General features: G+C 64.9%; 22 protein-coding genes. 13 read left to right on the forward strand and 9 right to left on the reverse strand.

Features of this window, described 5'->3' with window-relative positions; translation table 11 throughout:
• Positions 1–2: 2 nt before the first annotated feature.
• The 7 genes from ABIB95_RS01755 to ABIB95_RS01785 form a co-directional block, all read right to left on the reverse strand.
• Positions 3–809, reverse strand: coding sequence for an ABC transporter ATP-binding protein (locus tag ABIB95_RS01755; protein WP_354237689.1), 807 nt, complete (start codon positions 807–809; stop codon positions 3–5).
• Positions 788–1543, reverse strand: a complete 756-nt coding sequence (locus tag ABIB95_RS01760) for an ABC transporter permease (RefSeq protein ID WP_354237690.1) — start codon at positions 1541–1543, stop codon at positions 788–790. Before ABIB95_RS01760 ends, ABIB95_RS01755 begins: the two co-directional genes overlap by 22 nt.
• A 5-nt stretch (positions 1544–1548) precedes the next feature.
• Positions 1549–2505, reverse strand: a complete 957-nt coding sequence (locus ABIB95_RS01765) for an ABC transporter substrate-binding protein (protein ID WP_354237691.1) — start codon at positions 2503–2505, stop codon at positions 1549–1551.
• A 52-nt stretch (positions 2506–2557) separates the two neighbouring features.
• Positions 2558–3286 carry a GntR family transcriptional regulator gene (locus ABIB95_RS01770; RefSeq protein ID WP_354237692.1) on the reverse strand — a complete coding sequence of 243 codons (729 nt, stop codon included), beginning with the start codon at positions 3284–3286 and terminating at the stop codon, positions 2558–2560.
• A 69-nt stretch (positions 3287–3355) separates the two neighbouring features.
• Positions 3356–4189, reverse strand: coding sequence for an N-acyl homoserine lactonase family protein (locus tag ABIB95_RS01775; RefSeq protein ID WP_354237693.1), 834 nt, complete (start codon positions 4187–4189; stop codon positions 3356–3358).
• Between the two features lie 21 nt (positions 4190–4210).
• The gene (locus ABIB95_RS01780) at positions 4211–4597 is read right to left on the reverse strand and encodes a carboxymuconolactone decarboxylase family protein (protein WP_027575101.1); all 387 of its coding nucleotides are present in this window, start codon (positions 4595–4597) and stop codon (positions 4211–4213) included.
• 28 nt (positions 4598–4625) lie between these two features.
• Positions 4626–6002 carry an MmgE/PrpD family protein gene (locus ABIB95_RS01785; RefSeq protein ID WP_354237694.1) on the reverse strand — a complete coding sequence of 459 codons (1377 nt, stop codon included), beginning with the start codon at positions 6000–6002 and terminating at the stop codon, positions 4626–4628.
• 227 nt (positions 6003–6229) lie between these two features.
• Between ABIB95_RS01785 and ABIB95_RS01790 the strand changes: the two genes are divergently transcribed.
• From ABIB95_RS01790 to ABIB95_RS01845, 12 genes are all read left to right on the forward strand, one after another.
• On the forward strand, positions 6230–7123 hold the full coding sequence (locus ABIB95_RS01790) for an NAD(P)-dependent oxidoreductase (protein ID WP_354237695.1): 894 nt from the start codon (positions 6230–6232) through the stop codon (positions 7121–7123).
• Positions 7124–7153: 30 nt separating this feature from the next.
• Positions 7154–8548 (forward strand): MmgE/PrpD family protein, encoded by a 1395-nt coding sequence (locus ABIB95_RS01795; protein ID WP_354237696.1) that lies wholly within the window; start codon positions 7154–7156, stop codon positions 8546–8548.
• A gap of 112 nt (positions 8549–8660) precedes the next feature.
• Positions 8661–9596, forward strand: a complete 936-nt coding sequence (locus ABIB95_RS01800) for a branched-chain amino acid ABC transporter permease (RefSeq protein WP_354237697.1) — start codon at positions 8661–8663, stop codon at positions 9594–9596.
• A 2-nt stretch (positions 9597–9598) separates the two neighbouring features.
• Positions 9599–11374 (forward strand): branched-chain amino acid ABC transporter ATP-binding protein/permease, encoded by a 1776-nt coding sequence (locus tag ABIB95_RS01805; protein WP_354237698.1) that lies wholly within the window; start codon positions 9599–9601, stop codon positions 11372–11374.
• On the forward strand, positions 11361–12068 hold the full coding sequence (locus ABIB95_RS01810; RefSeq protein WP_354237699.1) for an ABC transporter ATP-binding protein: 708 nt from the start codon (positions 11361–11363) through the stop codon (positions 12066–12068). The genes ABIB95_RS01805 and ABIB95_RS01810 overlap by 14 nt, the downstream gene beginning before the upstream one ends.
• 33 nt (positions 12069–12101) lie before the next feature.
• Complete coding sequence (locus ABIB95_RS01815) at positions 12102–13352, forward strand: ABC transporter substrate-binding protein (RefSeq protein WP_135216561.1); 1251 nt, start codon at positions 12102–12104, stop codon at positions 13350–13352.
• Positions 13353–13385: 33 nt separating this feature from the next.
• Positions 13386–14621, forward strand: coding sequence for an ABC transporter substrate-binding protein (locus ABIB95_RS01820; RefSeq protein ID WP_063984369.1), 1236 nt, complete (start codon positions 13386–13388; stop codon positions 14619–14621).
• A 35-nt stretch (positions 14622–14656) separates the two neighbouring features.
• Positions 14657–15037: a carboxymuconolactone decarboxylase family protein gene (locus tag ABIB95_RS01825; protein ID WP_014496467.1), complete on the forward strand. Its 381-nt coding sequence runs from the start codon at positions 14657–14659 to the stop codon at positions 15035–15037.
• A 15-nt stretch (positions 15038–15052) separates the two neighbouring features.
• Positions 15053–15823, forward strand: coding sequence for an SDR family oxidoreductase (locus ABIB95_RS01830; RefSeq protein ID WP_354237700.1), 771 nt, complete (start codon positions 15053–15055; stop codon positions 15821–15823).
• A 19-nt stretch (positions 15824–15842) separates the two neighbouring features.
• Positions 15843–16583, forward strand: a complete 741-nt coding sequence (locus ABIB95_RS01835) for an SDR family oxidoreductase (RefSeq protein ID WP_354237701.1) — start codon at positions 15843–15845, stop codon at positions 16581–16583.
• A gap of 23 nt (positions 16584–16606) precedes the next feature.
• Positions 16607–17320, forward strand: coding sequence for a GntR family transcriptional regulator (locus ABIB95_RS01840; protein ID WP_282518547.1), 714 nt, complete (start codon positions 16607–16609; stop codon positions 17318–17320).
• Between the two features lie 26 nt (positions 17321–17346).
• Positions 17347–18321, forward strand: a complete 975-nt coding sequence (locus tag ABIB95_RS01845; RefSeq protein WP_038941751.1) for a tripartite tricarboxylate transporter substrate-binding protein — start codon at positions 17347–17349, stop codon at positions 18319–18321.
• A 12-nt stretch (positions 18322–18333) separates the two neighbouring features.
• Here the strand turns inward: ABIB95_RS01845 and ABIB95_RS01850 are convergent, their stop codons facing one another.
• Positions 18334–21438, reverse strand: a complete 3105-nt coding sequence (locus tag ABIB95_RS01850) for a DEAD/DEAH box helicase (RefSeq protein WP_354237846.1) — start codon at positions 21436–21438, stop codon at positions 18334–18336.
• A gap of 372 nt (positions 21439–21810) precedes the next feature.
• Complete coding sequence (locus tag ABIB95_RS01855; RefSeq protein ID WP_063986529.1) at positions 21811–22071, reverse strand: hypothetical protein; 261 nt, start codon at positions 22069–22071, stop codon at positions 21811–21813.
• A gap of 121 nt (positions 22072–22192) precedes the next feature.
• Here ABIB95_RS01855 and ABIB95_RS01860 point away from each other — a divergent pair, with 121 nt between their 5' ends.
• Entirely contained in the window at positions 22193–22924 is a 732-nt protein-coding gene (locus ABIB95_RS01860) for a DUF3750 domain-containing protein (RefSeq protein WP_354237702.1), read from the forward strand.
• The last annotated feature ends 173 nt before the right edge of the window (positions 22925–23097 follow it).

The raw sequence follows: 23097 nt of genomic DNA on the forward strand, positions 1-23097 counted from the left end.
CCTCACGCCGATTTGCGGATGTGCCGCCAGATGCGGTCGCGCAGCGCACCAAAGGCGTCGCCGCTCAGCATCTCGTAGGTGCGGGGCCGCGGCAGCTGGACCTGGAGATGGTCGACGATGCGGCCGGGCCGCGCCGACATCACGATCACCTCGTCGGCGAGATAAACGGCTTCGGTGAGGCTGTGCGTGACGAAAACGACCGTCTTTCCAGTCGCGGCCCAGATCCGCAGCAGCTCGTCGCCCATGGTCATGCGCGTCTGCTCGTCGAGGGCAGCGAACGGCTCGTCCATCAGCAGCACCGGCGGGTCCTGCACCAGCCCGCGCGCGATCGAGACACGCTGCTTCATGCCGCCGGAGAGTTCGTGCGGATGACGCCTGCCGAAGCCGTCGAGGCCAACCAGCTTGAGCGCATCCTGTGCCTTGGCGTGGCGCTCGGCCTTGGGCACGCCCCGCAGCGCCAGCGGAAACTCGACATTGTCCTCCGCCGTCAGCCACGGGAACAAGCTCGCTTCCTGGAACACCACACCGACCCTGTTGGGGTCGGGCTGCAGGATCGGCACGCCGCTGATGGTGATCGTGCCGGAGGTCTGCTGGCGCAGCCCCGCCATCATCATCAAAAGGGTCGACTTGCCGCAGCCGCTCGGGCCGACCAGCACGACGAAACGGCCGGGCTTGACCTCGAGCGAGACGTCCTCCAGCGCGACGACGTCCTGCGATCTCGTCTTGAAGACCTGACCGACGTTCTTCACCTCGATCGCGCCGGCCCGCGCGGCGGGCTTCAACGGGGTCACGTTCGCCAATGGCTGCATCGCGTTTCCACCCATCTGACAAGTTCGTTGAAGGTCATGGCGATCGCGGCGACCATCACGACGCCGGCGAGGAGCTGCTTCATCTGGAAGTTCTCGCCCCAGGTCGCGATCTGGTGACCGATGCCATCACGCGAGGCGTACATCTCGGCCAAAATCACGCCGGTGAGGTTGAAGATCATGGAGATCCGCAACGCCTCCAGCAGGACCGGCAGCATGCTCGGCAGATAAACCCGGAACGCCGTCTGCCATGGCGTTGCGCCATAGGAGCGCGCCACCGTCAGATGCTCGACCTTGACCGACTCCACCGCCGTCGTGGTCGACATGATCACGATGAAGATCGTCGAGAAGAAGCCGAAGCCGACCTTCTGGGCGAAACCGACGCCGAACACCAGGATGAACATCGGCAGGAAGATCGACTTCGGGATGCTGAAGGCGAAGAACAAGAGCGGCTTGGCCACGTCCGCAAAGTAACGGTTCTCCGCGACCAGGAAGCCGATCACCGCCCCGAAGGGCACGGCCAGCGCGAACGCGGCCAGCACCTCGGTCGCGGTCACCATCAGATCCTTCTGCACGGCCGCGCGCTGCAGCAGATCGCCGAGCGTCGCAAAGGTATCGGACGCCGACGGCAGCAGTCGCGGATTGACGATGCCGGTGCGCGACAGCACCTCCCACAGCGCCAGCACCACGATGATGATCGCGATCCGCGCAAGGTTGATGACGAACGTGCTTTGCATCGTGACTACTTGGTCGGAACCGGCTTGAACTTGGCCGAGATCACGTCCTCGACCGGCACGATGTCCTTGAGGCCGCCGAGCTTGGCAAGGTCGAGCGAGAGCTGTACGGCAGCATTGACGTTGGCCGCGCCCATGTCGCCGCTGGTCTCGAGCTTCATGATGGTGTTGTCGTACTCAAGGCCCGCGATCTCCGGCGGCATTTCATAGAGCTCGGCGATCAGCTTAACGGTGACGTCGCGGTTGGTGCGCATGAATGCGACCGCGCCGTAGAGGGCGTTCACTGCCTTCTGCACCATCTGGGGCTTGGCCTCGGCGAATTTGTCGAGCACGATCCAGCCTGCGGTGAGGTTCGGCGGAACCGCGGTGGCGTAATCGAGGATGGTCTTGGCCTCGCCGGACTTCGAGATCTGGAAGCTCAGCGGCGAATAGACCACGGCCGCCTCGACATTGCCGGCCAGCAGGTTCGGCACCAAGCCACCGCCGCCGACGGGAACGCGCGTAAAATCGATCTTCTTGTCCTGGATGGTCCACAGCGCGAGCAGGTCGGAGCCGGAGCCGGCCGCGGTGATCGCCACCTTCTTGCCGTTGAGGTCCTTGACGTCGAGCGTCGACTTGGTCGGGACCATCAGTTGCCAGCCGAAATTCCCCATGGCGGCATTGGCGACGATCCGCGACATCACGCCCTTCTTGCGTCCAGCGGAGACCAGCGACGGCGGATCGAGAATGATGTCGGCCGCGCCCGCAGCCATGCCTTCGAACGTCTCGGCGCCGCTGCGGTAAATGGTCAGCTCGGCCTGGATGCCTTCCTTCTCGAACAGTTTCTGCCGCACCGCCGTCTCGGCGATCGTGGTCGGCCAATAGGTTTTCGTCGGCAGGCCGACGCGGATGGTGTCGGCGGCGCTCGCAGGCCCCGCCAGAATTGCGGCGGCGATCAGCGACATCAGCGCGTGATTGATCTTCATTATTGGCTTCCTCCCGGTCTCTGTTTTTTGTGTGCCGGATTTTTCCGGATCGTCAGGTCGTACGGCTCACCTCCGCAATGCGAGCGGCGGCGAGCTCGACGAATTCTTTGGTGGTGCCGAAGTGCTTTGACAAGGCGCGAACTGCCGCATCTGCATCGCGCCTGATCACGGCGGCGACGATCGCCTTGTGTTCGGCTTCGACGTTGCGTGGCTTGCCACCGGCCTCTCGCCGGATCGAGAGGCGGCGATATCGCTCGCTCTGCTCGTGCAGCACGTCGCGGAAGCCGAGCAGCCATGGCGAGCCGCACGCGTTGACCAGCGCACGATGGAAGATACGGTGACGGACCACCCACTCCTCATAGTGCACGGTCGGATCGTCGGGATAGCGATGGGGAACGGCCTTCAAATCCGCCCAGGTGGATTTCACCGATGCGAGCCAGGCCTCATCGCCCCGCTCGATCGAGCGACGGAGCGCAAGCCCCTCGATGTCGATCCGGGTCTGCGTCACGTCGGCAAGATCGGCGAGCGACACCGGGCTCACGCGAAAGCCACGCTGGTCCGACGCCTGCACGAGCCCGTCCGCGACAAGTCGCGACAGCGCCTCGCGCACGGCGGCGAGGCTCACGGAAAACTGTTTGGCGAGCCCCGCGATATGCAGCTTCTGGCCCGGAGGCAGCCGCGTCGCCAGGATGTCGGCGCGCAGACGTTCGTGCAGCGCCGACGTCAGGCTGCGCGGACCATCCCCGGAGCTTCCGGACAACTGGAACTGAAGCGGACCCATGGTCGGATGATTGCAAGGCGGCGGCCGCGGGTCAACCGAAAATCGAAAATCGATTTTTTCTAGCTCAGGTTACGCTACGCCTTGCCCAACGTCCGGGGAATGCGCGGCCCTGGACGGCGCCACGTCGAGACGAACAGCTACGCCATTCAGATCCGGGCTTGGCGCCGGGTAGACCTTCATGACGAGCGGATCATGGCCGGGAACGATGTGGCCCGCGTCCGGCGCCGCGGCTCGCAGCTTGTCAAAGCCCACCAGCATGTCACCGACATGAAAGGCTGTCGTGAACGGACGCTCGCTCGTCATGTTCTCGTAGAAATGACTGACGTCGGAGGCGAGCACGACCGGGCCGCGGCGCGTGTTGACGCGGACGAACTGAAGACCGGCCGAATGCCCGCCGGCCGCGTGGACCGTCAGTCCGGGCGCGATCTCGGCGTCGCCGTCGTAGAACAGCACCCGGCGCGCATAGTTCAGCCGCACGATCCCGCAGACGTCCTCGACCTCGAAGGAATGCGACAGCCTCGGATACTGCATGTAGCGCCCGGTGGCGTATGCGAGCTCGCGCTCCTGAAGATGAAACCGCGCATTCGGAAACCGGTCGAAATTGCCGGCGTGATCGTAGTGCAGATGCGTGAGGATCACATCCTTGACGTCGGCCACGTCGACATCGAACGCGGCAAGCGTCTCCACCGGGCAGCGCAGGAATGTTCGCCTGCGCTGCCTTGCGATTTCGGCGTTGAACCCGGTGTCGATGACGAAGGTGCGACCGCCTCCCCTCGCCAGCCACATGAAATAGTCCATCGGCATCGGCCCGTCATGCGGATCGCCGCCGATGAAATGCTCGCTCCGCTGGGCATCCCGCGTTGCATAGCGGATGGCGAAGAGCTCGTATTCCGGGTCAGCCATGAGAGCTTCCATCAAACGGGCTCAGGACCCCGCATCGACCTCGTTGAAGGCCTCGCGCGCGTTGCGGAAGGCGTCGATGCCGGCGGGCACGCCGCAATAGACCGCGACCTGGAGCAGGATCTCCTTGATCTCCTCCTTGGTCAGCCCGTTCTTCAGGGCGCCCTTGACGTGCAGCTTCAGTTCGTGGGGGCGGTTCAGCGCGCCCAGCATCGCCAGATTGACGATCGAGCGCGTGCGCCGATCGACGCCGGGCCGCGTCCACAGCGCGCCCCAGCAGAATTCGGTCGACCACTCCGCCATCGTGCGCGTGAACTCGTCGGCACCGGCGATCGACTTGTTGACGTAGTCCTCGCCCAGTACCTCTTTACGAACTTTGAGGCCCTTTTCGAACAGTTCGGTCTTGCTCATGATCGTCCCTTTCCGGTCTTGAGAGATTCTAGTTGGAAATTGTTTGGCGCGACGCCAATGGCGGCCGCAGTGATTGCAGCAGCGTGGCGACGTCGTCCGCCGCATCGAGACGCCAGACTGCATCGATGACGCGGTCCGCATCCCAGTCGCTTCGACCGGTCCTCACGCCTTCGCGCAGCTTCTCTTCGATCTCGCGGTCTGAAAGCGGCGCAGCCTGGCTGCCGCGCGGCGAAGTTACGGTCTCTGTGAGACTTTCACCAGACGACAGGCGCAAGGTGACGCGCGCAGCGCCATCGGGCATCTGAGCATCAAGCTCCGCCCTCACCTTCTGCCGCAGCCGCACGATATCGGGCCGGACCACGGTCTCCTGCGCGAACTCGGCCACACCGGCCGCGCCGAGCAACAGTCCGCAAGCCACGCAATGATGGATGCTGACGCGCGCATCGCGCTCGTTGTTCACGGGGCGATCACCGCGTGCGAGCAGCAGTGCCGAGCCCTGCACTGTCACCGACTCGATCTGGTCAACGCGTCGTCCAATTCGTTCGCGCAACAGCAGGCAGGCGTCGATGACCGAATGGAACACGATGCCGGCGGGATAGGGCTTGTAGGTGTTCTTCGCGATCTCCCAGGTCTTGCCGAGGCCACCGAGCATGCGGGCGAGATCCGGCTCGTCCCCCATGGTACGCGCCCAGCCGAGCGGACCTTCGATGGCGCGGGGCGCAGCCTCATAGCCCTGCTGCGCCAGCAGCGCGGCGAACAACCCGTTACGCGCGGCATTGCCGACGCTAACGTTCTTGGCGGCGCTTGGCAGATTCTCGACATTGCCGGCCGACTGGCTCGCCGCAAGTCCGATCGCGTTCGCAATCCCTTCCGCTGGCAGCCCCAACAGCCTCGCGCACGCCGCCGCAGCGCCAAAAATCCCGCAGGTCGAGGTGATGTGCCAGCCCCGCGCATAATGCCGCGGCGAGACTGCATTGCCGATGCGGCACTCCACATCCACGCCAAGGATGAACGCGGTCAGCACCGCGCGCCCCGTCAGCTTGCGCGTCTCTGCCAGCGCCAATATCGGCGCGGCGACCGGCGCGGCCGGATGGATAATCGTTTCAGGGTGCGTGTCGTCGAAGTCGAGCAGATTCGCCGAGACGGCATTGAGAAACGACGCGCACAGCGCGTCCATGGACTGCGAATGGCCGATGATTGTCGATGTCGCGGCGCCGCTGAACGGCGACAGCGTGCGCATCGCGGCCGTGACCACCGGATCGCGTGCGGAGCCGAGCGCGGTCGCAAAGAAATTGAGGATCGATCGCTTCGCCTCAGGGCTCTGCGCCTCCACGTCCGCCCACGACGAGGACGCGACGAAATCGGCGAGCGTCTTGCTCACACTCGGAATTGAAGCTTGCGGCACGCGGGGCGTCTTCCTCGTTTTCCCGGACCATATGACGATCCGCGGCAAACTGTCGACCCCAAATGTTATGCTTGACAGCTTGTCTGACAATCATAACAATCCGGCCCGTTGGCGCGGGATCCCGCTGCCACGACGACGGCGGCCGAGAAGGCCGGCCGGCGAAAGCGTTTGACCAACGAGATCAAGAAGGCGCGCCCGTCACGGGATCGCGCGACAGGGAGTAGACGATGGCGGGAGAGATTCTCGGCGTAATCGGCACGGGCCGCATGGGCGGCCCCATGGCGGGGCGATTGATCGACGCGGGCTATTCGCTCGTGATCTATGACACCCAGACTGAAGCGACCCAGCCGCTGGTCAAGCGCGGCGCGCAGCTCGGCAAATCGCCGGCCGACGTCGCCTCCCGCGCCGACATCGTGCTCGCCAGCCTGCCCACACCCGACATCGTCAAGGCGGTCACGCTCGGACAGGACGGCATCAGCAGCGGCAGCCGCGCCAAGATCGTCATCGATCTCTCGACCTCGGGTCCCGGCGCCGCGAAGATCGTTGCGGAAGGCCTGAAGGCCAAAGGCATGACGCTGGTCGATGCGCCCGTGAGCGGCGGCATCAAGGGCGCCGTCAACGGCACGCTGGCCGTGATGGTCTCCTGCCCGCAGGCGACCTACGAGACCGTGCAGCCGATCCTGAAGAATTTCGGCAAGCTGTTCTACACCGGCGACAAGCCCGGCGTGGCACAGACGGCCAAGCTCGCCAACAATCTGATGGCGGCCGCGGCACTGGTGATCACGTCAGAAGCCGTCGCGATGGGCGTCAAGGGCGGTGTCAACGCAAAGGTGCTGATCGACATCATCAACGCCAGCAGCGGCCGCAACAGCGCCTCCGAAGACAAATTCCCCCGCGCGGTGCTGCCCGGCACCTTCGATTTCGGCTTCGCCACCGGCCTTTCCTACAAGGACGTCCGGCTCTGCGTCGACGAGGCTGAGGCGATGGGCGTGCCGATGGTCTGCGGCGCGGTCGTGCGGCAGATGCTCGCGATCACCAACGCCAAATTCGGCGCGTCGTCCGACTTCACCTCGATCGCCAAGGTGCTCGAGGAGTGGGCCGGGGTCGAGATGCGCGGCTGATCACGCCAGCCTTCAGGGAGAGCGATTGCGATGACGATCGGCCCGACCGGATCAGGCAAGGTCTCGCTCGCGCGCCAGATGGCGCGGAGCGTGCTTGCGCTCGATCTCGGCGAGTTCGGGCCCGAAGTCGTCGCCAAGGCAAAGCTCTGTCTGCTCGACTTCTTGTCCTGCGCCTTCGAGGCGGGCCAGCATCCCTGGAGCCGTCAGGCGGTTGCGATCGCACAAGCCGGCGGCACTGCAACGATCATCGGGACGTCACAACTCTCCTCGTCGGCCGATGCCGCCTTTGCCAACGCCGTGATGGGGCATGGTCTCGTCCGCGAGGACATGCATGCAGCCAGCATCGCGCACCACGGCGTCGTGATCTGGCCGACGCTGCTCGCGCTGTCGGAGCAGACGCCGCTGCACGGAGCCAGGCTGCTCGCTGCCGCCATCATCGGCTATGAGACCGGCGCCCGGATCGGCCGCGCGCTCCTGACCTCCGACCTCGCGCGCCTCTATCGCCCGACTGGGCTGGTCGCACCTCCGGGCGCGGCGCTGGCGGGAAGTTTCGCGCTTGGCCTCTCCGAGGACGCCGCGACCAGCGCCGTCGCGATTGCGGCCAATACATCCAGCGGGCTGAACGAGTGGCCGCATGCCGGCGGCTCCGACATGTATTTTCATCCGGGCTTTGCGGCCAGCAACGCGATCAAGGCCATCGGTCTTGCCGCTGCCGGCGCATTCGGCTCGGAAACGATCATTGAGGGTGACGCCGGCCTGTTCGCCGCCTATCGACGCCAGGCCGCGCCCGACAGCATCGCGCTCTTCCCGGATGGCGAGAGCGAGATCATGGCCGTCTACAACAAGCCGGTCCCGGCCTGCAATTTCGCGCAGACGGCGGCTCAAGCAGCGCTCCGCGTCTCGCACGAGCTCGCCAGCACTGAGGAGATCGACCGCGTCGCCATTCGCGCACCCGACGCTGCGGTTCGCTATCCCGGCTGCGACTCCATGGGGCCCTATCGCAACGCGCTTCAGGCCAAGATGAGCATTCCTTTCAGCGTCGCTGCCGCGCTGGCGCGGGGCGAGATCGAGGAAGAGAACTATTCCGAGCTCGATGATGCCGACATCCTCCGCCTGGTCGCGGTCACCGATCTCAGGGCAGATCCCGGCTTCACCGCCGCCTTCCCCGGCAAGCAGGGCGCGGAGGTGACCGTGCATCTGCGCAGCGGCCGGACCATCCGGCACGCTTTGCCCGACGTCATCGCCGCAACGCCTTCAGATATTCGTGCGCGCTTCCGCGCCGCCGCAACCAGAGTCCTTGGCGACGACCGCGCGCACCGGCTCGAGCAACTCATCGACGGCTGCGAGCAGCTCGGCAATGCCGGCGACATCGCAGCGCAGTGTCGTCTGAATGCGCCGGAACGAGTTTTACGATCGGCATCATAAGAAATGCCAAACAGTACGGGGGAAATATGGTCGACCGGGAGACCAGCCTAGCAGTGCCGACGGCGCACAATCGCCAGCAAGCCGGCGCTCGCGCCGCGCGGAGGCGGGGCTGATGGAAGGCTTCTTTCAAGCGCTCGCTGCGGGCCTTTTGATCGGCGCCGTCTACGGCCTGATGTGCGTCGGGCTCGGCCTGATCTTCGGCGTCATGCGCGTCATCAACTTCGCCCATGGCGATTTCATGATGCTCGGCATGTATGCCGCCTTCTATCTCTTCACCGCCGCCGGCATCCAGGCGCTGTTCGGCAACACGGTGGGGCCGTTCGTGGCCATCCTGCTGGCCGGCCCCGTGCTCGCCGTGTTCGGCTATTTCGTCCATCTGGCCCTGATCTCGCGCGTTTCGGGCACACGCACCGCCTCACTGGAAGGCGAAGGCCATTACGCCCAGCTCATCCTCACGCTCGGCATCGCGCTGATCCTGCAGAACGGCGGCCTCATCGTGTTCGGATCGGTGCTGGCCTCGATCCGCACGCCGCTGTCGAGCTCGGCCTGGGAATTCGTTCCCTTCTTGGACATCAGCATCTTCCTCAACAAGGCGCGCAGCATCGACGCGATCGTTTCGCTGGCGATCATGATTCTGCTTTCGCTGCTGATCACGCGGACCCGGATCGGCAAGTCGCTCCGCGCCGCCGCCGACAATCCGACCGCCGCGACCTATATGGGCATCGACGTCGACCGCGCACACCGCACCGCCTTCGCGCTCGGCTGCGGCATCACCGCGATTGCCGGCGGCCTGCTCGCGACCAACTATCCGTTCCACCCCTTCGTCGGCCTCGAATACGTGATCGTCATGTATGCCGGCGTCGTGCTCGGCGGCATGGGCAGCATCATCGGCGCCTTCTGGGGCGGCATGACGATCGGCCTCGTGCAGCAGATGTCCACGCTGATCCTGCCGACGCAATTGCAGAACGCCGCGATCTTCGCCGTGTTCCTCTTCATCATCTTCTTCCGTCCGCAAGGTTTCTTCGGGCGCATGGTCGAGAGGACGTGACCATGCTCCGGATGCGTTCACTGTTGCCTCCCCTGCTCTTCACGCTCGCCTACGCCGGGATATCACTCGGCGTCACCAACTCGTACTACCAGCTGATCCTGACGCTGGTGCCGGTGTGGGCGGTGTTCGGCCTGTCCTGGAATCTGCTGAGCGGCTACACCGGGCTGATCTCGTTCGGCCACGCAGCCTTCTTCGGCATCGGCGCCTATGCGACCGCGCTCGGGCAGATTTATTTCGATATCTCCCCCTGGCTGCTGATCCCGGTCGCCGCCATGCTCGGCGGCATCGCCGGGCTGCTGATCGGATTTCCGACCTTCCGCCTCCAGGGCCACTACTTCGCGCTCGCGATGCTCGCCTACCCGCTCGCCATTCTCTACGTGTTCGAGTGGCTCGGCTTCCAGGAGGTCACGCTTCCGATCAAGCGCGACGCGCCGATCGCCTATATGCAGTTCTCCGATCCCCACATCTACACGTTGCTGGGGCTCGCCATCATGCTTGCCACGATCGTGCTGACGCAGGTGATCGAGCGATCGCGCTTCGGCATGGCGCTGCTCGCGATCAAGCAGAACGAGGCTGCGGCAGAAGCGGCCGGAATCAACACGCTGGCCTGGAAGCTGCGCGCGATCACGCTGAGCGGCGCGATCGCCGCAGCCATCGGCGGGTTCTATGTGCAGGTGCTGCTGGTCGTAACCCCGCAATCGGTGTTCGGCATGCTGGTGTCGGCGCAGGCGCTCACGGTCGCGATGTTCGGCGGCGTCGGCACGGTGTGGGGACCGGTCATCGGCTCCGTGATCCTGATCCCACTCGCCGAGATCCTGCACGCGGAGGCCGGTGCGCGCATCCCCGGCATTCAGGGTGTCATCTTCGGCCTGGCGATCGTCTGTGTCATCTTGCTCGCGCCGGAAGGCCTGTTCTGGAAACTGCGCGATCTCCTGCGCAAGCGAAATGCATCCAAGGCCACGGCTAGCGACACTCCGGAAACGGCCGTCGCCAACGTCACGGCGCTGAAGCCCGCCGCGCGGCAACGTGCCGCCGCCACCGGCGAAGTGATGCTCGAAGTTCGCAACCTCTCGCGCTCCTTCGGCGGGCTCAAAGCCGTGCAGGATGTCAGCTTCAAGCTGCACAAGAACGAGATCCTCGGCATTATCGGCCCCAACGGCGCCGGCAAGACCACGCTGTTCAACCTCCTCAACGGTTTCCTGAAGCCAAGCCAGGGCGAGGTGCTGATCGACGGCCGCAACATGTCCGGCCAGCGGCCGCACGTGATCTGCGAGGCCGGCATCGGTCGCACCTTCCAGGTGATGCGGCCATTCCTGCGCATGTCGATCCTCGACAATGTCGTGGTGGGGGCCTATGTGCGCGCCCGCTCCGATGCGGAGGCACGCAAGCTTGCCGCTGACGCGGTCGCCCGCGTCGGGCTCTCCGCGGTAGCCAACCGTGTCGCCGGCGAACTCTCGACCAAGGAGCTGCGGCTGATGGAGCTCGCCCGCGCGATCGCCGGCCAGCCGCGCATTCTGCTGCTCGACGAAACGCTTGCGGGCCTCGGCCACGGCGAAGCGGACGAGGTCGTCGCCGTGATCCAGCAGCTCGCACGCGACGGCATGACCATCGCCATCATCGAGCACACCATGCAGGCGATGGTCCGCCTGGTCGACAGATTCCTCGTGCTCGACCACGGCGCCGTCATCACCGAGGGCCTGCCGGAGGTGGTGACGCGCGACAACCGCGTGATCGAGGCCTATCTCGGCAAGAAGTGGGTGGGCCATGCTGCGAATTGAGGGATTGAGCGCGGGCTATTCGGCCAAGCCCGTCCTGAACGACGTGTCGATCAATGTCGGCGCGGGCCAGTTCGTTGCGATCGTCGGACCTAACGGCGCCGGCAAGACGACGCTATTCAAAACGATCTCCGGCATCGTGAAGCCGAGCGGCGGCAGAATTACGTTCGACGGCGTCGACCTTCTTGCCGTACCGCCGCCGCAGCGCGCCCATCTCGGCATCGCCCATGTCCCCGAGGGGCGCCAGGTGTTCCCGTCGCTGACGGTGATGGAGAACCTCGAAATGGGCGCAATTACCGAAAGCGGCCGGCGCGACTGGCAGGCCAATATCGAGCGCATCTTCGAATGGCTGCCGGTGCTGAAGGAACGCCGCAATCAGTTCGCGGGTACGATGTCCGGCGGCCAGCAGCAGATGCTCGCGATCGGCCGCGGCCTCGCCTCCTCGCCGAAGCTGCTGATGCTGGACGAGCCTTCGATGGGGCTCGCGCCGTCGACCGCCGACTTCATCTTCGAGCGGCTGATCGATATCCGGCGCCAGTCCGGGCTGACCATGCTGCTGGTCGAGCAGCGCGTGGCGGAAGCACTGGAGTCCGCCGACCACGGCTACGTCCTCGAAGCCGGACACGTCGTGCTCGAAGGCAACAACGACACGCTGCGCGCCGATGATCGCGTGCGCAAAGCCTATCTCGGCATGTGACGAACAAAAAACAAAGAGCAGGGAGACAACAAGATGAACAAGACATCGAAGGGCAGGATATCAAAAGGACTGACGCGCCGGACCGTGCTGTCGGGTGCCGCCGCCGTCGGCCTCGCCGGCGTGGCACGTGCGCAGGCGCCGGCCGAGGTCAAGGTCGGATTGATCGTCCCGCTATCGGGCATCTACACCCGCCCCGGCCAGGTGATGAAAATGGGCGCCGAGATGGGCATCGAGCACATCAACGCGCAGGGCGGCATCAAGGCACTCGGCGGCGCCAAGCTGAAGCTGGTGGTGATCGACTGCGGCGACACCACCGAGAAGGCCAAGAACGCGGCGCAACGCATGGTGGCGCAGGAACCCGATCTGGTCGCCGCCACCGGCTCTTATCTCTCGTCCTTCACCCTCGCCGTCACTGAAGTCACCGAGCGCGCCGAACTGCCGGTGCTGACGCTGTCCTATTCGGACCTGCTGACCGACCGCGGCTTCAAATACATCTTCCAGACCGCCGCGACCGCGAGCCGCCAGTCCGAGCTGGGCCTGCCGACGCTGATGAAGCTCGCCGAGAACGCGTCGGGCAAGAAGCCCAAGACCGTGGCGATGCTGATGGACAACACCGCGACATCCGTCGCCACCGCCAAGGCACTCAAGGAAAAGCTGCTCGCACAGGAAGGCCTCCAGCTTGTCGTCGAGGAAGTCTGGACCCCGCCGCTGTCGGATGCCACCCCGCTGATCCAGAAGGTCCGCTCGACCAAGCCCGATCTGCTCCTGTTCATGCCGAATGCAGTGTCGGATGCCAAGCTGGGGTTGGAGAAGATCAGCGAGTTCGGCCTCGGCCAGGGCAAGATACCGACGGTGTCGTTCAGCATCACCATCGCCGAGCCCGACATGCTCCAGAGCGTGAGCCCGGAGACCGTGCAGGGCATCATGACCATCGTCGCCAACTGGGGCTCGAAAGGCCACGAGGCGCTGATCGCCGAGCTCAAGGCCAAATACAAGGAGCCCTGGATGACGCAGAACGTCATCTCGACCTACGGCGACATGTGGCTGATGAAGGAAGCACTGGAGAAGGCCGGCAAGGCCGACCGCAATTCGGTCGCACAGGCCTTCCGCACCATGGATGCCGGCCCGTCGAAATACTATCCGGGCGGTCAGCTCAAATTCGACGAGAAGGGCCGCCGCGTCGGCGCCGGCGTCGTCATCGTGCAATGGCAATCGGGCGTGCCTGTCACCGTCTATCCGCCCGAACTCGCGCAGGCGCAGCCGTTCTGGCCGAAGAAATCCTAAGCGCCGCGCGATTTTTCAGGGAGGAGAATTGTCATGACTGCAAAAAGCAAGTTCACGATCTCGCGGCGAACGCTATTGGCCGGCGCCTCCGGCACGCTGATCGCATCCCGGGCCTGGGCGCAGCAACCTTCTGAGGTAAAGGTCGGCCTGCTGGTGCCGATCTCTGGCCTCTATGCCCGCCCGGGAACGGTGATGCGTGAGGGCGCCGAGATGGCGGTCGACCACATCAACGCGCAAGGCGGCATCAAGGCCCTCGGCGGCGCCAAGCTGAAGCTGGTCGTGCTCGATTCCGGCGACACCACGGAGAAGGCCAAGAACGCCGCCCAGCGCATGGTCGCCCAGGAGACCGATCTGGTCGCGGCCAGCGGCGCCTATCTGTCCTCGTTCACGCTCGCGGTGACCGAAGTCACCGAGCGCGCCAGCCTGCCTGTCCTCACCCTCTCCTATTCCGACCTGATCACCGATCGCGGCTTCAAATACGTGTTCCAGACCGCGGCCACCGCAGGTTCGCAGGCACGGCAAGCGTTGCCCCAGATCATCAAGCTGGCGGAGACGGCCTCCGGCAAGCGGCCGAAAACTGTCGCGATCCTGACCGACAACACGGGGGCCTCGATCGCCTCCGCAAAGGCGATGCGCGAGGGCCTGCTGGCGGAGAACCAGTTGCAGCTGATCGTCGACGAGACGTTCACGCCGCCGCTGGCCGATGCGACGTCGCTGGTGCAGAAAATCCGCTCGGCCAAACCCGATCTGCTGTTCTTCCTGCCGACGGTGATCTCGGACGCGAAGCTGCTGCTCGAGAAGATGAACGAGTTCGGCCTCGGCCAGGGCAAGATTCCGACCATCTCGTTCGGCATCGCGATCGCCGAGCCCGACATGCTGCAAACCGTCAGTCCCGAACTCCTCCAGGGCGTGCTGACCTGCGTCGCAAGCTGGGGCGCCAAGGGCCACGAGGCGCTGATCGCCGAGTTGAAGACCCGCTACAAGGAGCCGTGGATGACGCAGAACGCGATCTCCACCTATGGCGACATGTGGGTGATCAAGGACGCGCTCGAGAAGGCCGGCAAGGCCGACCGCGTTGCCGTCGGCGAGGCGCTGCGCACCATGGATGCCGGCCCCTCGAAATACTATCCGCTGGGCGAGATCAAGTTCGACGAGAAGGGCCGCCGCGTCGGCGCCGGCATGACCATCGTGCAGTGGCAGTCCGGCGTGCCGGTGACGGTGTTCCCGCCCCAGCTCGCGTTGGCGCAGCCATTCTGGCCCAAGAACTGACCTAGACAACGCCCAAAAGAGAAACGGAGAACAACATGGACAAGGCGACCTACGACCGCGGGCTCGAAATCCGCAAGAGCGTGCTCGGCAACGAGTTCGTCGACAAGGCGATCGCATCCGCGGACGAGTTCAACCGTCCGATGCAAGACCTCACCACGGAGTATTGCTGGGGTTATGTCTGGGGCCGCGACGGCCTGACGCGCAAGACCCGCAGCTTCCTCAATCTGGCGATGCTCTGCGCGCTCAACCGCCCACACGAGCTGAAAACCCATGTCCGCGGTGCGCTCGCCAACGGCGCCACCAAGGAGGAGATCCGCGAGGTCTTCATGCAGGTCGCGATCTATTGCGGCGTGCCGGCCGGCGTGGATGCGTTCCGGAACGCGAAGGAAGTCTTCGCCGAGCTCGACAAGAAATAGCGGAGCGCGACGACGATGAAGGGCAAATGGGCACTCGTGACCGGTGCGACCGCGGGCCTTGGCCTCGCTGTCGCGGAAGGCCTTGCCGGCGCGGGCGCCAATATCGTCCTTCATGATCTCGTCGCGCCGAAGCAGGCCGCGGATGATCTCCGCGCCCGCTTCGGTGTCGAAGTCATCGCGGCCGGCGTCGATCTCGCCCAGCGCGAGGCGATCGAGGCCATGATGGTGGACCTGCTCGACCGCTGCGGCGCCATCGACATTCTCGTCAACAACGCCGTTGTCAGGCATTTCTCCGCGATCGAGCAGTTTCCGCCCGATCGCTGGGAGCAGGCGCTGGCCGTCAACCTGTCGGCGCCGTTCCATTTGATCCGCCTGGCGCTGCCGGCCATGAAGCAGCGCGGCTGGGGCCGGATCATCAGCATGGGCTCGATCTATTCGAGCCGCGCGGTCGAGGACCGCATCGACTACGTCACCACAAAGACTGCGATCCTCGGTATGACCCGTGCGGTGGCGATCGAGACGGCGCGGAGCGGCATCACCTGCAACACGCTCTGCCCGGGCACGCTGCCAACGCCCGCGATCCTGAACAAGATCGCAACGATCGCGTCGAACAGCGGCCGTCCGGTCGACGACGTGACCAAGGAATATCTCGGCGAGCGCCAGCCGACGCAGCGTTTCGTCGAAATGAATGCGGTCGCCGCCATGGTCGTCTTTCTCTGTGGGCCCGCGGCAAACGATATCACCGGCGCCAGCCTGCCGATCGACGGCGGCTGGTCGGTCGCATGAAAGCATTGGGAGTGTTGCGATGACTGAACAATCGGGCCAGAGCGTCGTGCTGACGGGTGCCGCCGGCGGCATGGGACGCGCCATCACCAAGGCGTTGCTGGAAAGCGGCCGCCGAGTCGTCCTGGTCGATCGCGACGCCAAGGCGCTTGAGGAACTTGCGTCCTCGGCGGGCAACGCGGTGTTTCCGATCCAGCTCGACATTAGCGATGGGCAGGCCGTGGATCGCCTGCCGGACGCCATTCCCGCGCAGTTCAAGCCGGTCGACGTCCTCATCAACAACGCCGGGCACGATATCGGCGGGCGGACGCGGTTCGATGCCGGCTCCGCCGACGACTGGTCCAACATCATCCAGACCAATCTGATCGGCCTGATGCGCGTCACCCGCGCGATCCTGCCCGACATGGTCAGGCGCAACGCCGGCCATGTCGTCAACATCAGCTCCATCAACGCCGTCCGGATCGTCCCCGATATGGCCGCCTACAGCACCAGCAAGGCGGGCGTGCACATGTTCACCGAGACGCTGCGGGGCGAGCTGGCGGAAACCGCGATCCGGGTCACCGAACTCCAGCCAGGCCTGACCCGGACCAACATCATCCTGACCCGCTACCGCGGCGACAGGCAGAAGGAAAAGGACTATTTCGACCAGTTCAGGATGGCGCTCGAGCCTGCCGATATTGCCCGTTCGATCGTCTTCGCCCTGGACCAGCCCGCGCACGTTCAAATTGCCGAAATGATGATTCTGCCTGTAAACCGGTACTGACTTTTCCCAACCAGGGTCCGGACATGGAAAGACGTAGCGAATTGCAGTCGACACTCCGCATCGAGGACGTCCCGACCGTCCGGGCGATGGTCGCGCAAAAGCTGCGCGAGGCGATCATGTCCGGAACACTCAAACCGGGCCAGCGCCTGGTCGAGCGCGAGCTCTGCGAGATGATGGGCGTCAGCCGGCCCTCGATCCGTGAAGCGCTGCGTGCCCTCGAAGCCGACGGCCTCGTCAACATCGTCCCGCACCGCGGCCCCGTGGTCTCCACGATCAGCCTCGAAGAAGCCCGGCAGCTGTACGCGGCGCGAGCGGTGCTCGAAGGTTTCGCCGGCCGCGAATGCGCCAGGCTCCACGATCCGGAAGTGGCTCGGCGGATCGGGGAAGCCCTGACGCGGCTGAAGGCGGCCGCAGCCAAGCAGGACCTCGTCGGGAGCCTCGAAGCCAAGACCGACTTCTACGCCGCGCTGATCGGCGGCTGCCGCAACGCCTTCATCGAGCGCATGCTCAAGCCGCTGCACGACCGGATCCAACTGTTGCGGATCACGTCGATGTCGCAGCCGAAACGGATCAACAAGAGCCTGCGCGAGGTCACCGCGATCTGGCGCGCGATCCAGAACGGCGATCCAGATCTCGCCGAGCGCTGCTGCGTCGATCACATCAATGCGGCTGCGGTGGCCGCGCTCGACATGATTGAACGAAACGCCGCCAAGGAGGCGGCGCCTTCCGACGACTAGAAAAACAAGAATTCAGGGAGTGTTCGATGTTGTCTCTGGTACGATCGCTGATCCTGTGTCTCCTGCTCTTGCCCTGTGGCGCGGCAATCGCAGACGACTACCCCACCCGCCCGGTCACGATGATCGTGCCGTTCTCCGCCGGCGGCCCCGGCGACGTCATCGCTCGAATTCTCGGCAACGCCATGAGCGCGACGCTGAAGCAGTCCATCGTCATCGAGAATGTCGTCGGTGCCGGCGGCACACTCGGCACCAACCGCGTCGCCAAGGCCGCGCCTGATGGCTACACGCTGCTCCTGATGCATGTCGGCCAGGCCACTGCGCCCGCGCTCTACGCAAAACTGCCGTTCGATCCTGTCGGCGACTTCGCCATGATCGGGCTCGTCACGGATGTCCCGATGATCCTGGTGGCCCGGCCGAATTTCCCGGCCAAGGATCTCGGCGAGATGATCGCGCGCATCCGCAGCGAGGGCGACAAGATGACTTTCGGCAATGTCGGTCTCGGCTCAGCCTCGCAGCTCTGCGGCCTGATGTTCATGAGCACCACCGATACGAAACTCTCGCAAATCTACTACAAGGGCGGCGGACCCGCGCTGAACGACGTCATCGCCGGCCATATCGACGTCTATTGCGATCCCGCGACCGGCCCGACGCCGTACATCCAGTCGAACACGATCAAGGGCTACGCGATCACCAGCAAGACGCGCGTCGCGACACTGCCTGGCGTGCCGACCTCGGCCGAGGCCGGCGTTCCCGAATTCGATGTGACGACCTGGTATGGCCTCTACGCGCCGCGCGGCACGCCGAAGCCCGTGATCGACCAGCTCGTCGGCGCACTCCAGACGGCGCTCAAAGACCCTGCTTTGATCAGCCGCTTTGCCGAGCTCAGCATGGCTCCGGTTGAGGCCGAGCGCGCGACGCCGGCTGCGCTCGAAGCCTTCCTGAAGGCGGAGATCGCCAAATGGGGCCGGATCATCAAGGCAGCCGGAATCGAGCCGCAGTAGGCCCCGCCTGCTTCACTCGTCCAGAAGCTCCAGGAATTCCTCGATCCGGCCGAACGGGTCCGCATGCCCGCGGGCGGCGCAGACGACGCGATCGCCGTCGCGCTGGAGCGATCGTGCTCTGGATTTCCGCAGCCGCCCGGGGAGGAAAGTCGCGGCGACGGCCTCGGGCCCGACATCGAGCCTGACGATGCCACGCCGCTTGCAATCGATCCTGAGCCTGGCGGCCGCAAAGAAATCGCGAGCCTCCGGCGGGAGCCTGCCGAAACGTCGCGAGGTCTCCTCCTCCAGGTCTTCCAGATCGTCGTCGCTCCGACATCTGGCGGCGCGACCATAGATCTCGAGCCGCATTGCTTCCGATTGCACATAACCTTCAGGCAACATGTCGCCGACAGGCAGATTGAGATCGGGCACCCACAGAAAGGCGCCCGAGTCGTTCACTCTTTCCGAGGCGAGCTTCAGGAGATGACTGTAGAGCACCGGCCCGAACACCTGCACGTGCCCGGACTGCTGTTCGGAAAACAGATCGCCGGCGCCCCTGAGGTCCAGGTCGCGCTCGCTGATGGCGAAGCCGGCGCCGGGCTTGCTGAACTCCTCGAGGACGGCCAAACGCTTCTCGGACTGTTCCGAGGTCGACTCCGTCAGCAGATAGGCGAAGGCGCGCGTTCCGCCGCGTCCCACCCGCCCCCTGAGCTGATGGAGCTGTGCGAGGCCGAACTTTTCGGGCCAACACACCACGATGGTATTCGCGCGCGGGATATCGAGACCGCTTTCCACGATGTTGGTCGCCAGGAGGACGTCCGCTTCGCCATCGACGAAACTCATCATGCGGTCGTCGAGGTCGTCGACGGGCATCTTGCCATGAAGGCAGACGATGCGGAGGTCGGGCGCCAGTGATTGCACGCGCGCCAGCATCGGCTCCAGATCCTGGATGCGCGGGCAGATCAGAAAACTCTGTCCGTGCCGCCGCCGCTCGCGAAGCAATGCTCCGGCAATGGCCGCATCCGAAAGCGGAGCGATCTTGGTCACGATCGGAAGCCGGTGAACCGGCGGCGTTGCGATCACGCTGAGATCCCGGAAGCCCGCAAGACCAGCAGCGAGCGTGCGCGGGATGGGCGTCGCGCTCATCCAGAGCGTATGGGCATTCTTTGCCAGCCCAGAAAGCTTCGCCTTCTCGGCCGCTCCGAAGTGCTGCTCTTCGTCAATGATGACGAGGCCAAGATCGGCGAACTTCACATCCTTTGCAGAGAGCGCCTGCGTGCCGACAACGACTTTCAGCCTGCCGCTTCGCAGGCCCTCCTTGATCCCTCGCGTCTCCGGGCCGGAGGTCGCTCGCGACAGGCTTCCGACGTCGATACCGAGAGGACCGAAGCGCTTGCGGAAGGTTTCGACATGCTGCCGCGCCAGGACCGTGGTCGGCACCGCGATCGCCACCTGTTTCCCGGACAGCGCCACGGCGGCTGCCGCGCGCAACGCGACCTCGGTCTTTCCAAATCCGACGTCGCCGCACACCACCCTGTCCATGGGATGACCTGCCGCGAGATCATCGAGCACGTCCTGAATGGCCTTCGCCTGATCGACGGTCGGGAAATACGGAAAACGCGCAACGAACCTTTCATAGAGTGGCCCGGGTGCGACCAGTTTCGGCGCGCGGCGGCGGTGGCGCTGGCTGATGTGCTTTGCGAGCGCCTTGGCGGCGACCTGAATCTCCGCCTCGGCCTCGGTCCGCCGCGCCCACCATGTGCTTCCGTCCGCCTTGTCCCGCGCCAGCTTGCCGGGCTCGGCCGCATACGGCCAGATCAAGGCAAGATCGGCCGGCGGCACGAGAACGGCGTTGTCTCCCGCGAACGCAAGCCTGACCATCTCGCGCCGCGATCCCGTCCCCATGGCGAGGGTCTGCAAGCCGTCGAGCAGAGCGAGCCCACGCTGCAAATGGACGACCGCCGCGCCGCGCTCCGGGACGTCGGGATGATCGAACGCGGCCGTCCAGGCTCTCGCCATCGGCTGCGGATGATGGGCTCTGCTGCCGAGCACGTCGGACGCGGTGACGATGACGAGAGGCTTGCGGCCGGCCCCGACGAAGCCGGCATCGAAGTCGGCCAGGAACGCCGTTTCGCGATCCCGTCCCTCTGTCGCCTCGCTCCAATCGGCACAGCGCTCCGCCTTGATGCCGCTCATCCGCTCCATCGCGCGAAGGTCATCCTCGACGGCCGCGACGAACAGCACCCGCGACCCGGCGCGTTGCATGTCGTCAATAAATGCGCGGAGGATCTTTCTTGGCGATGAGGCTTTCGAGAAATCGGGCGTCGGCGTGAAGGCCGATTTTTGCGGAAGCACGCTGATGCGCTTCTTCAGCCGCTTCCAGTCCGCCCGTCCGAGATACTCGCGCTCCGCATCCCTGCGGCCAGCGGCCTCCTCGATGGTGCCCAGCCAGATATCGGCGTGGCCCGGTACGCCGGCATCCACGATCCACCGCGCGCGAGCGCAATAATCCGGCAGCGTCGCCCGCTGCCCGCGCTTGCCTCCGAGCGCAATCTGTTCGGACATCGGATCGATCAGCAATTCCCTGGTCTCGTAGACGACCTCATGCTCGACCGGATCGACGGCAACGATCTTACGGATAACACCGTCGGAATGTTCGATCCTGAAAGGACCAAGTCCGCCCGCGGGAAACACCTCGAACGTCTTGCCGTGGAACAGGACGCCGCCCGGATATTCCGCCTCTTCGTCGAGGTCGTAGCCGAGGGCTTCCAGACGGCGCTCCAGCTCGGCTTCCGAATAGGCCGCGCCCACTTTCAGGCTGAGGCTGGTCTTTGACCAGCTCGCCGGCAGCGGCAGCCGCTCCATGATGGCTTCTGCGGTCGATACGAGGAAGACCGGCTTCCTTGCCTTGGCAAGGCGCCGCAACACCGAGCTCCGCCTGCCTGCGATCTCGCGCGACGGCTCCAGACCATCGAATGGCAGATTGTTCAGTCGCGGGAACACCAGCACCTCGACCGAAGGGTCGAGCGCGTGGATCACGCCGCCCAGCCGCTCCGCCCTGTTCTCATTGTCGCAGAGGAAGACGAGGCCGTCGCGGCCAGACTTCTCCCATTGCTCGCGCAGATGCAGCGCCAGCATGCCGAGAGGCGATGAGGACGAGACCGTAGAACGCGACGAGCTCTTGCCTTTCGAGCCTTTGCTCTCTGTGCTCTTCGAACCCTTGCTCTTTGAACCCTTGCTCTTCGAGCTCTTGGTCTTCGGGCTCTCGCCTTTCGAGCTTTTGGCCTTGGTCTTTTTCGCGCCGGTCGCGGCCCGGGCTTTTTTGGTGGACGCCAATGTGTATCCAACTTTGTTTCAGAAATAGAGTCGCGCGCCGACGAGCCCTGCCGTAGAGCTCGGTCGACAACGCGGACTGGGCCCAAGCGCCCAAGCACGTCATTACAATTTCACGATTGCGTTGGAAAGCACGGATGCAAGCCCGGACGACCGGCCTGCACGCCAAAATAAGGCCTATTGCAGGACCTTCGGCAGCACCACGACCACGTCGACGCTCTGCCCGAGGATTTGCGTCGCGACCACGGCGAGGTGATGCGAGAACTCGTCCTCGATCTCGCTCGCGCAGTCTTCGTCCCTGGCAATGGCGAACAGCAGATTGCCGTCGATCTCGTCGAATCGGATACCGGCAAAAAGACGATCAAACGTCTCGGCGCCCGCGATGCCCGCGATTCGCGCCTGGATGGCCTGGTCTTCGATGAGGGACAGTTTCATCATAATCGGGAACATGGGGGCGCACCTCCCAAATGCAAGAGCAGAAGCGTGCTGGCGCGACCCGCCGGGCGAACTATATTAATCGTGTTGTCCCGCCTGCCCCCGTCTGCCCTTGAGGAAACTCTTGATTCTCTTCCTGCTGCTGGTCTCCGTGCCGATAGGACTGTCGGCCGGACACTATTATCTGTTCGGCGATGGCCGGGGCAATTGGCAGACGGCGGATCGCTCGAGCGCCGGCCTGTTGCCGCCGGCATCGGCCAATCCGGACGCGCTGATCCGGGTCTTTGCCGCGCGCACGGTGCGGTGGCGCAGCATTTTCGCCGTCCACAGCTGGATCGTCGTCAAGGAGAAAGGTGCCAGCACCTACAGCCGATACGACTACACGGCGTGGGGCGACCCGATCCGGAGCAACGGATTTGCACCCGACGGCCGCTGGTTCGGCGCCATGCCCGAAACCGTCGTGGCGGTCGACGGCGCGCGGGCCGAAGCGCTGATCCCCAAGATCCGCCACGTCGTCGAGACCTACAAGTTCCGCGCCTACGGCGATTACAGCGCCTGGCCCGGACCGAATTCCAACACCTTCGTGCAGGCGGCGCTGGACGCCGTTCCCGAGCTTCGTGCCGTCCTTCCACCCACCGCGGTCGGCAAGGACTATCCGTACAGCGGACGCTGGGCCGGCATCACCCCTTCCCGCACCGGCGCCTACGCCTCGCTGTCGGGTTACCTCGGCATGACGGTCGGCTGGGTCGAAGGGTTCGAGATCAATTTCTTCGGCGCGGTGCTGGGCATCGACATCCGGCGGCCGGCGCTCAAGCTCCCCGGCATCGGCCGCCTGGGCGTCGCCGCCGGCCTGTAGAGCGCCTGCCGACGCCTCGCCAAACAAAAAACTGAAAAACAACCCCATGCACAGTAGAACCGCCCCTGGCCGGTTGGTCGCGGTGGCGCGGCTTAAGTCGAGATGAGGCTTGGGTGAATTGCCTTGCGCGCGCAGAACGAGAGGCCTCTCTCCTGCAACGCACGTTGAGGTGC

The organism is Bradyrhizobium sp. LA2.1 (assembly GCF_040547725.1).
Taxonomy (GTDB): domain Bacteria; phylum Pseudomonadota; class Alphaproteobacteria; order Rhizobiales; family Xanthobacteraceae; genus Bradyrhizobium; species Bradyrhizobium barranii.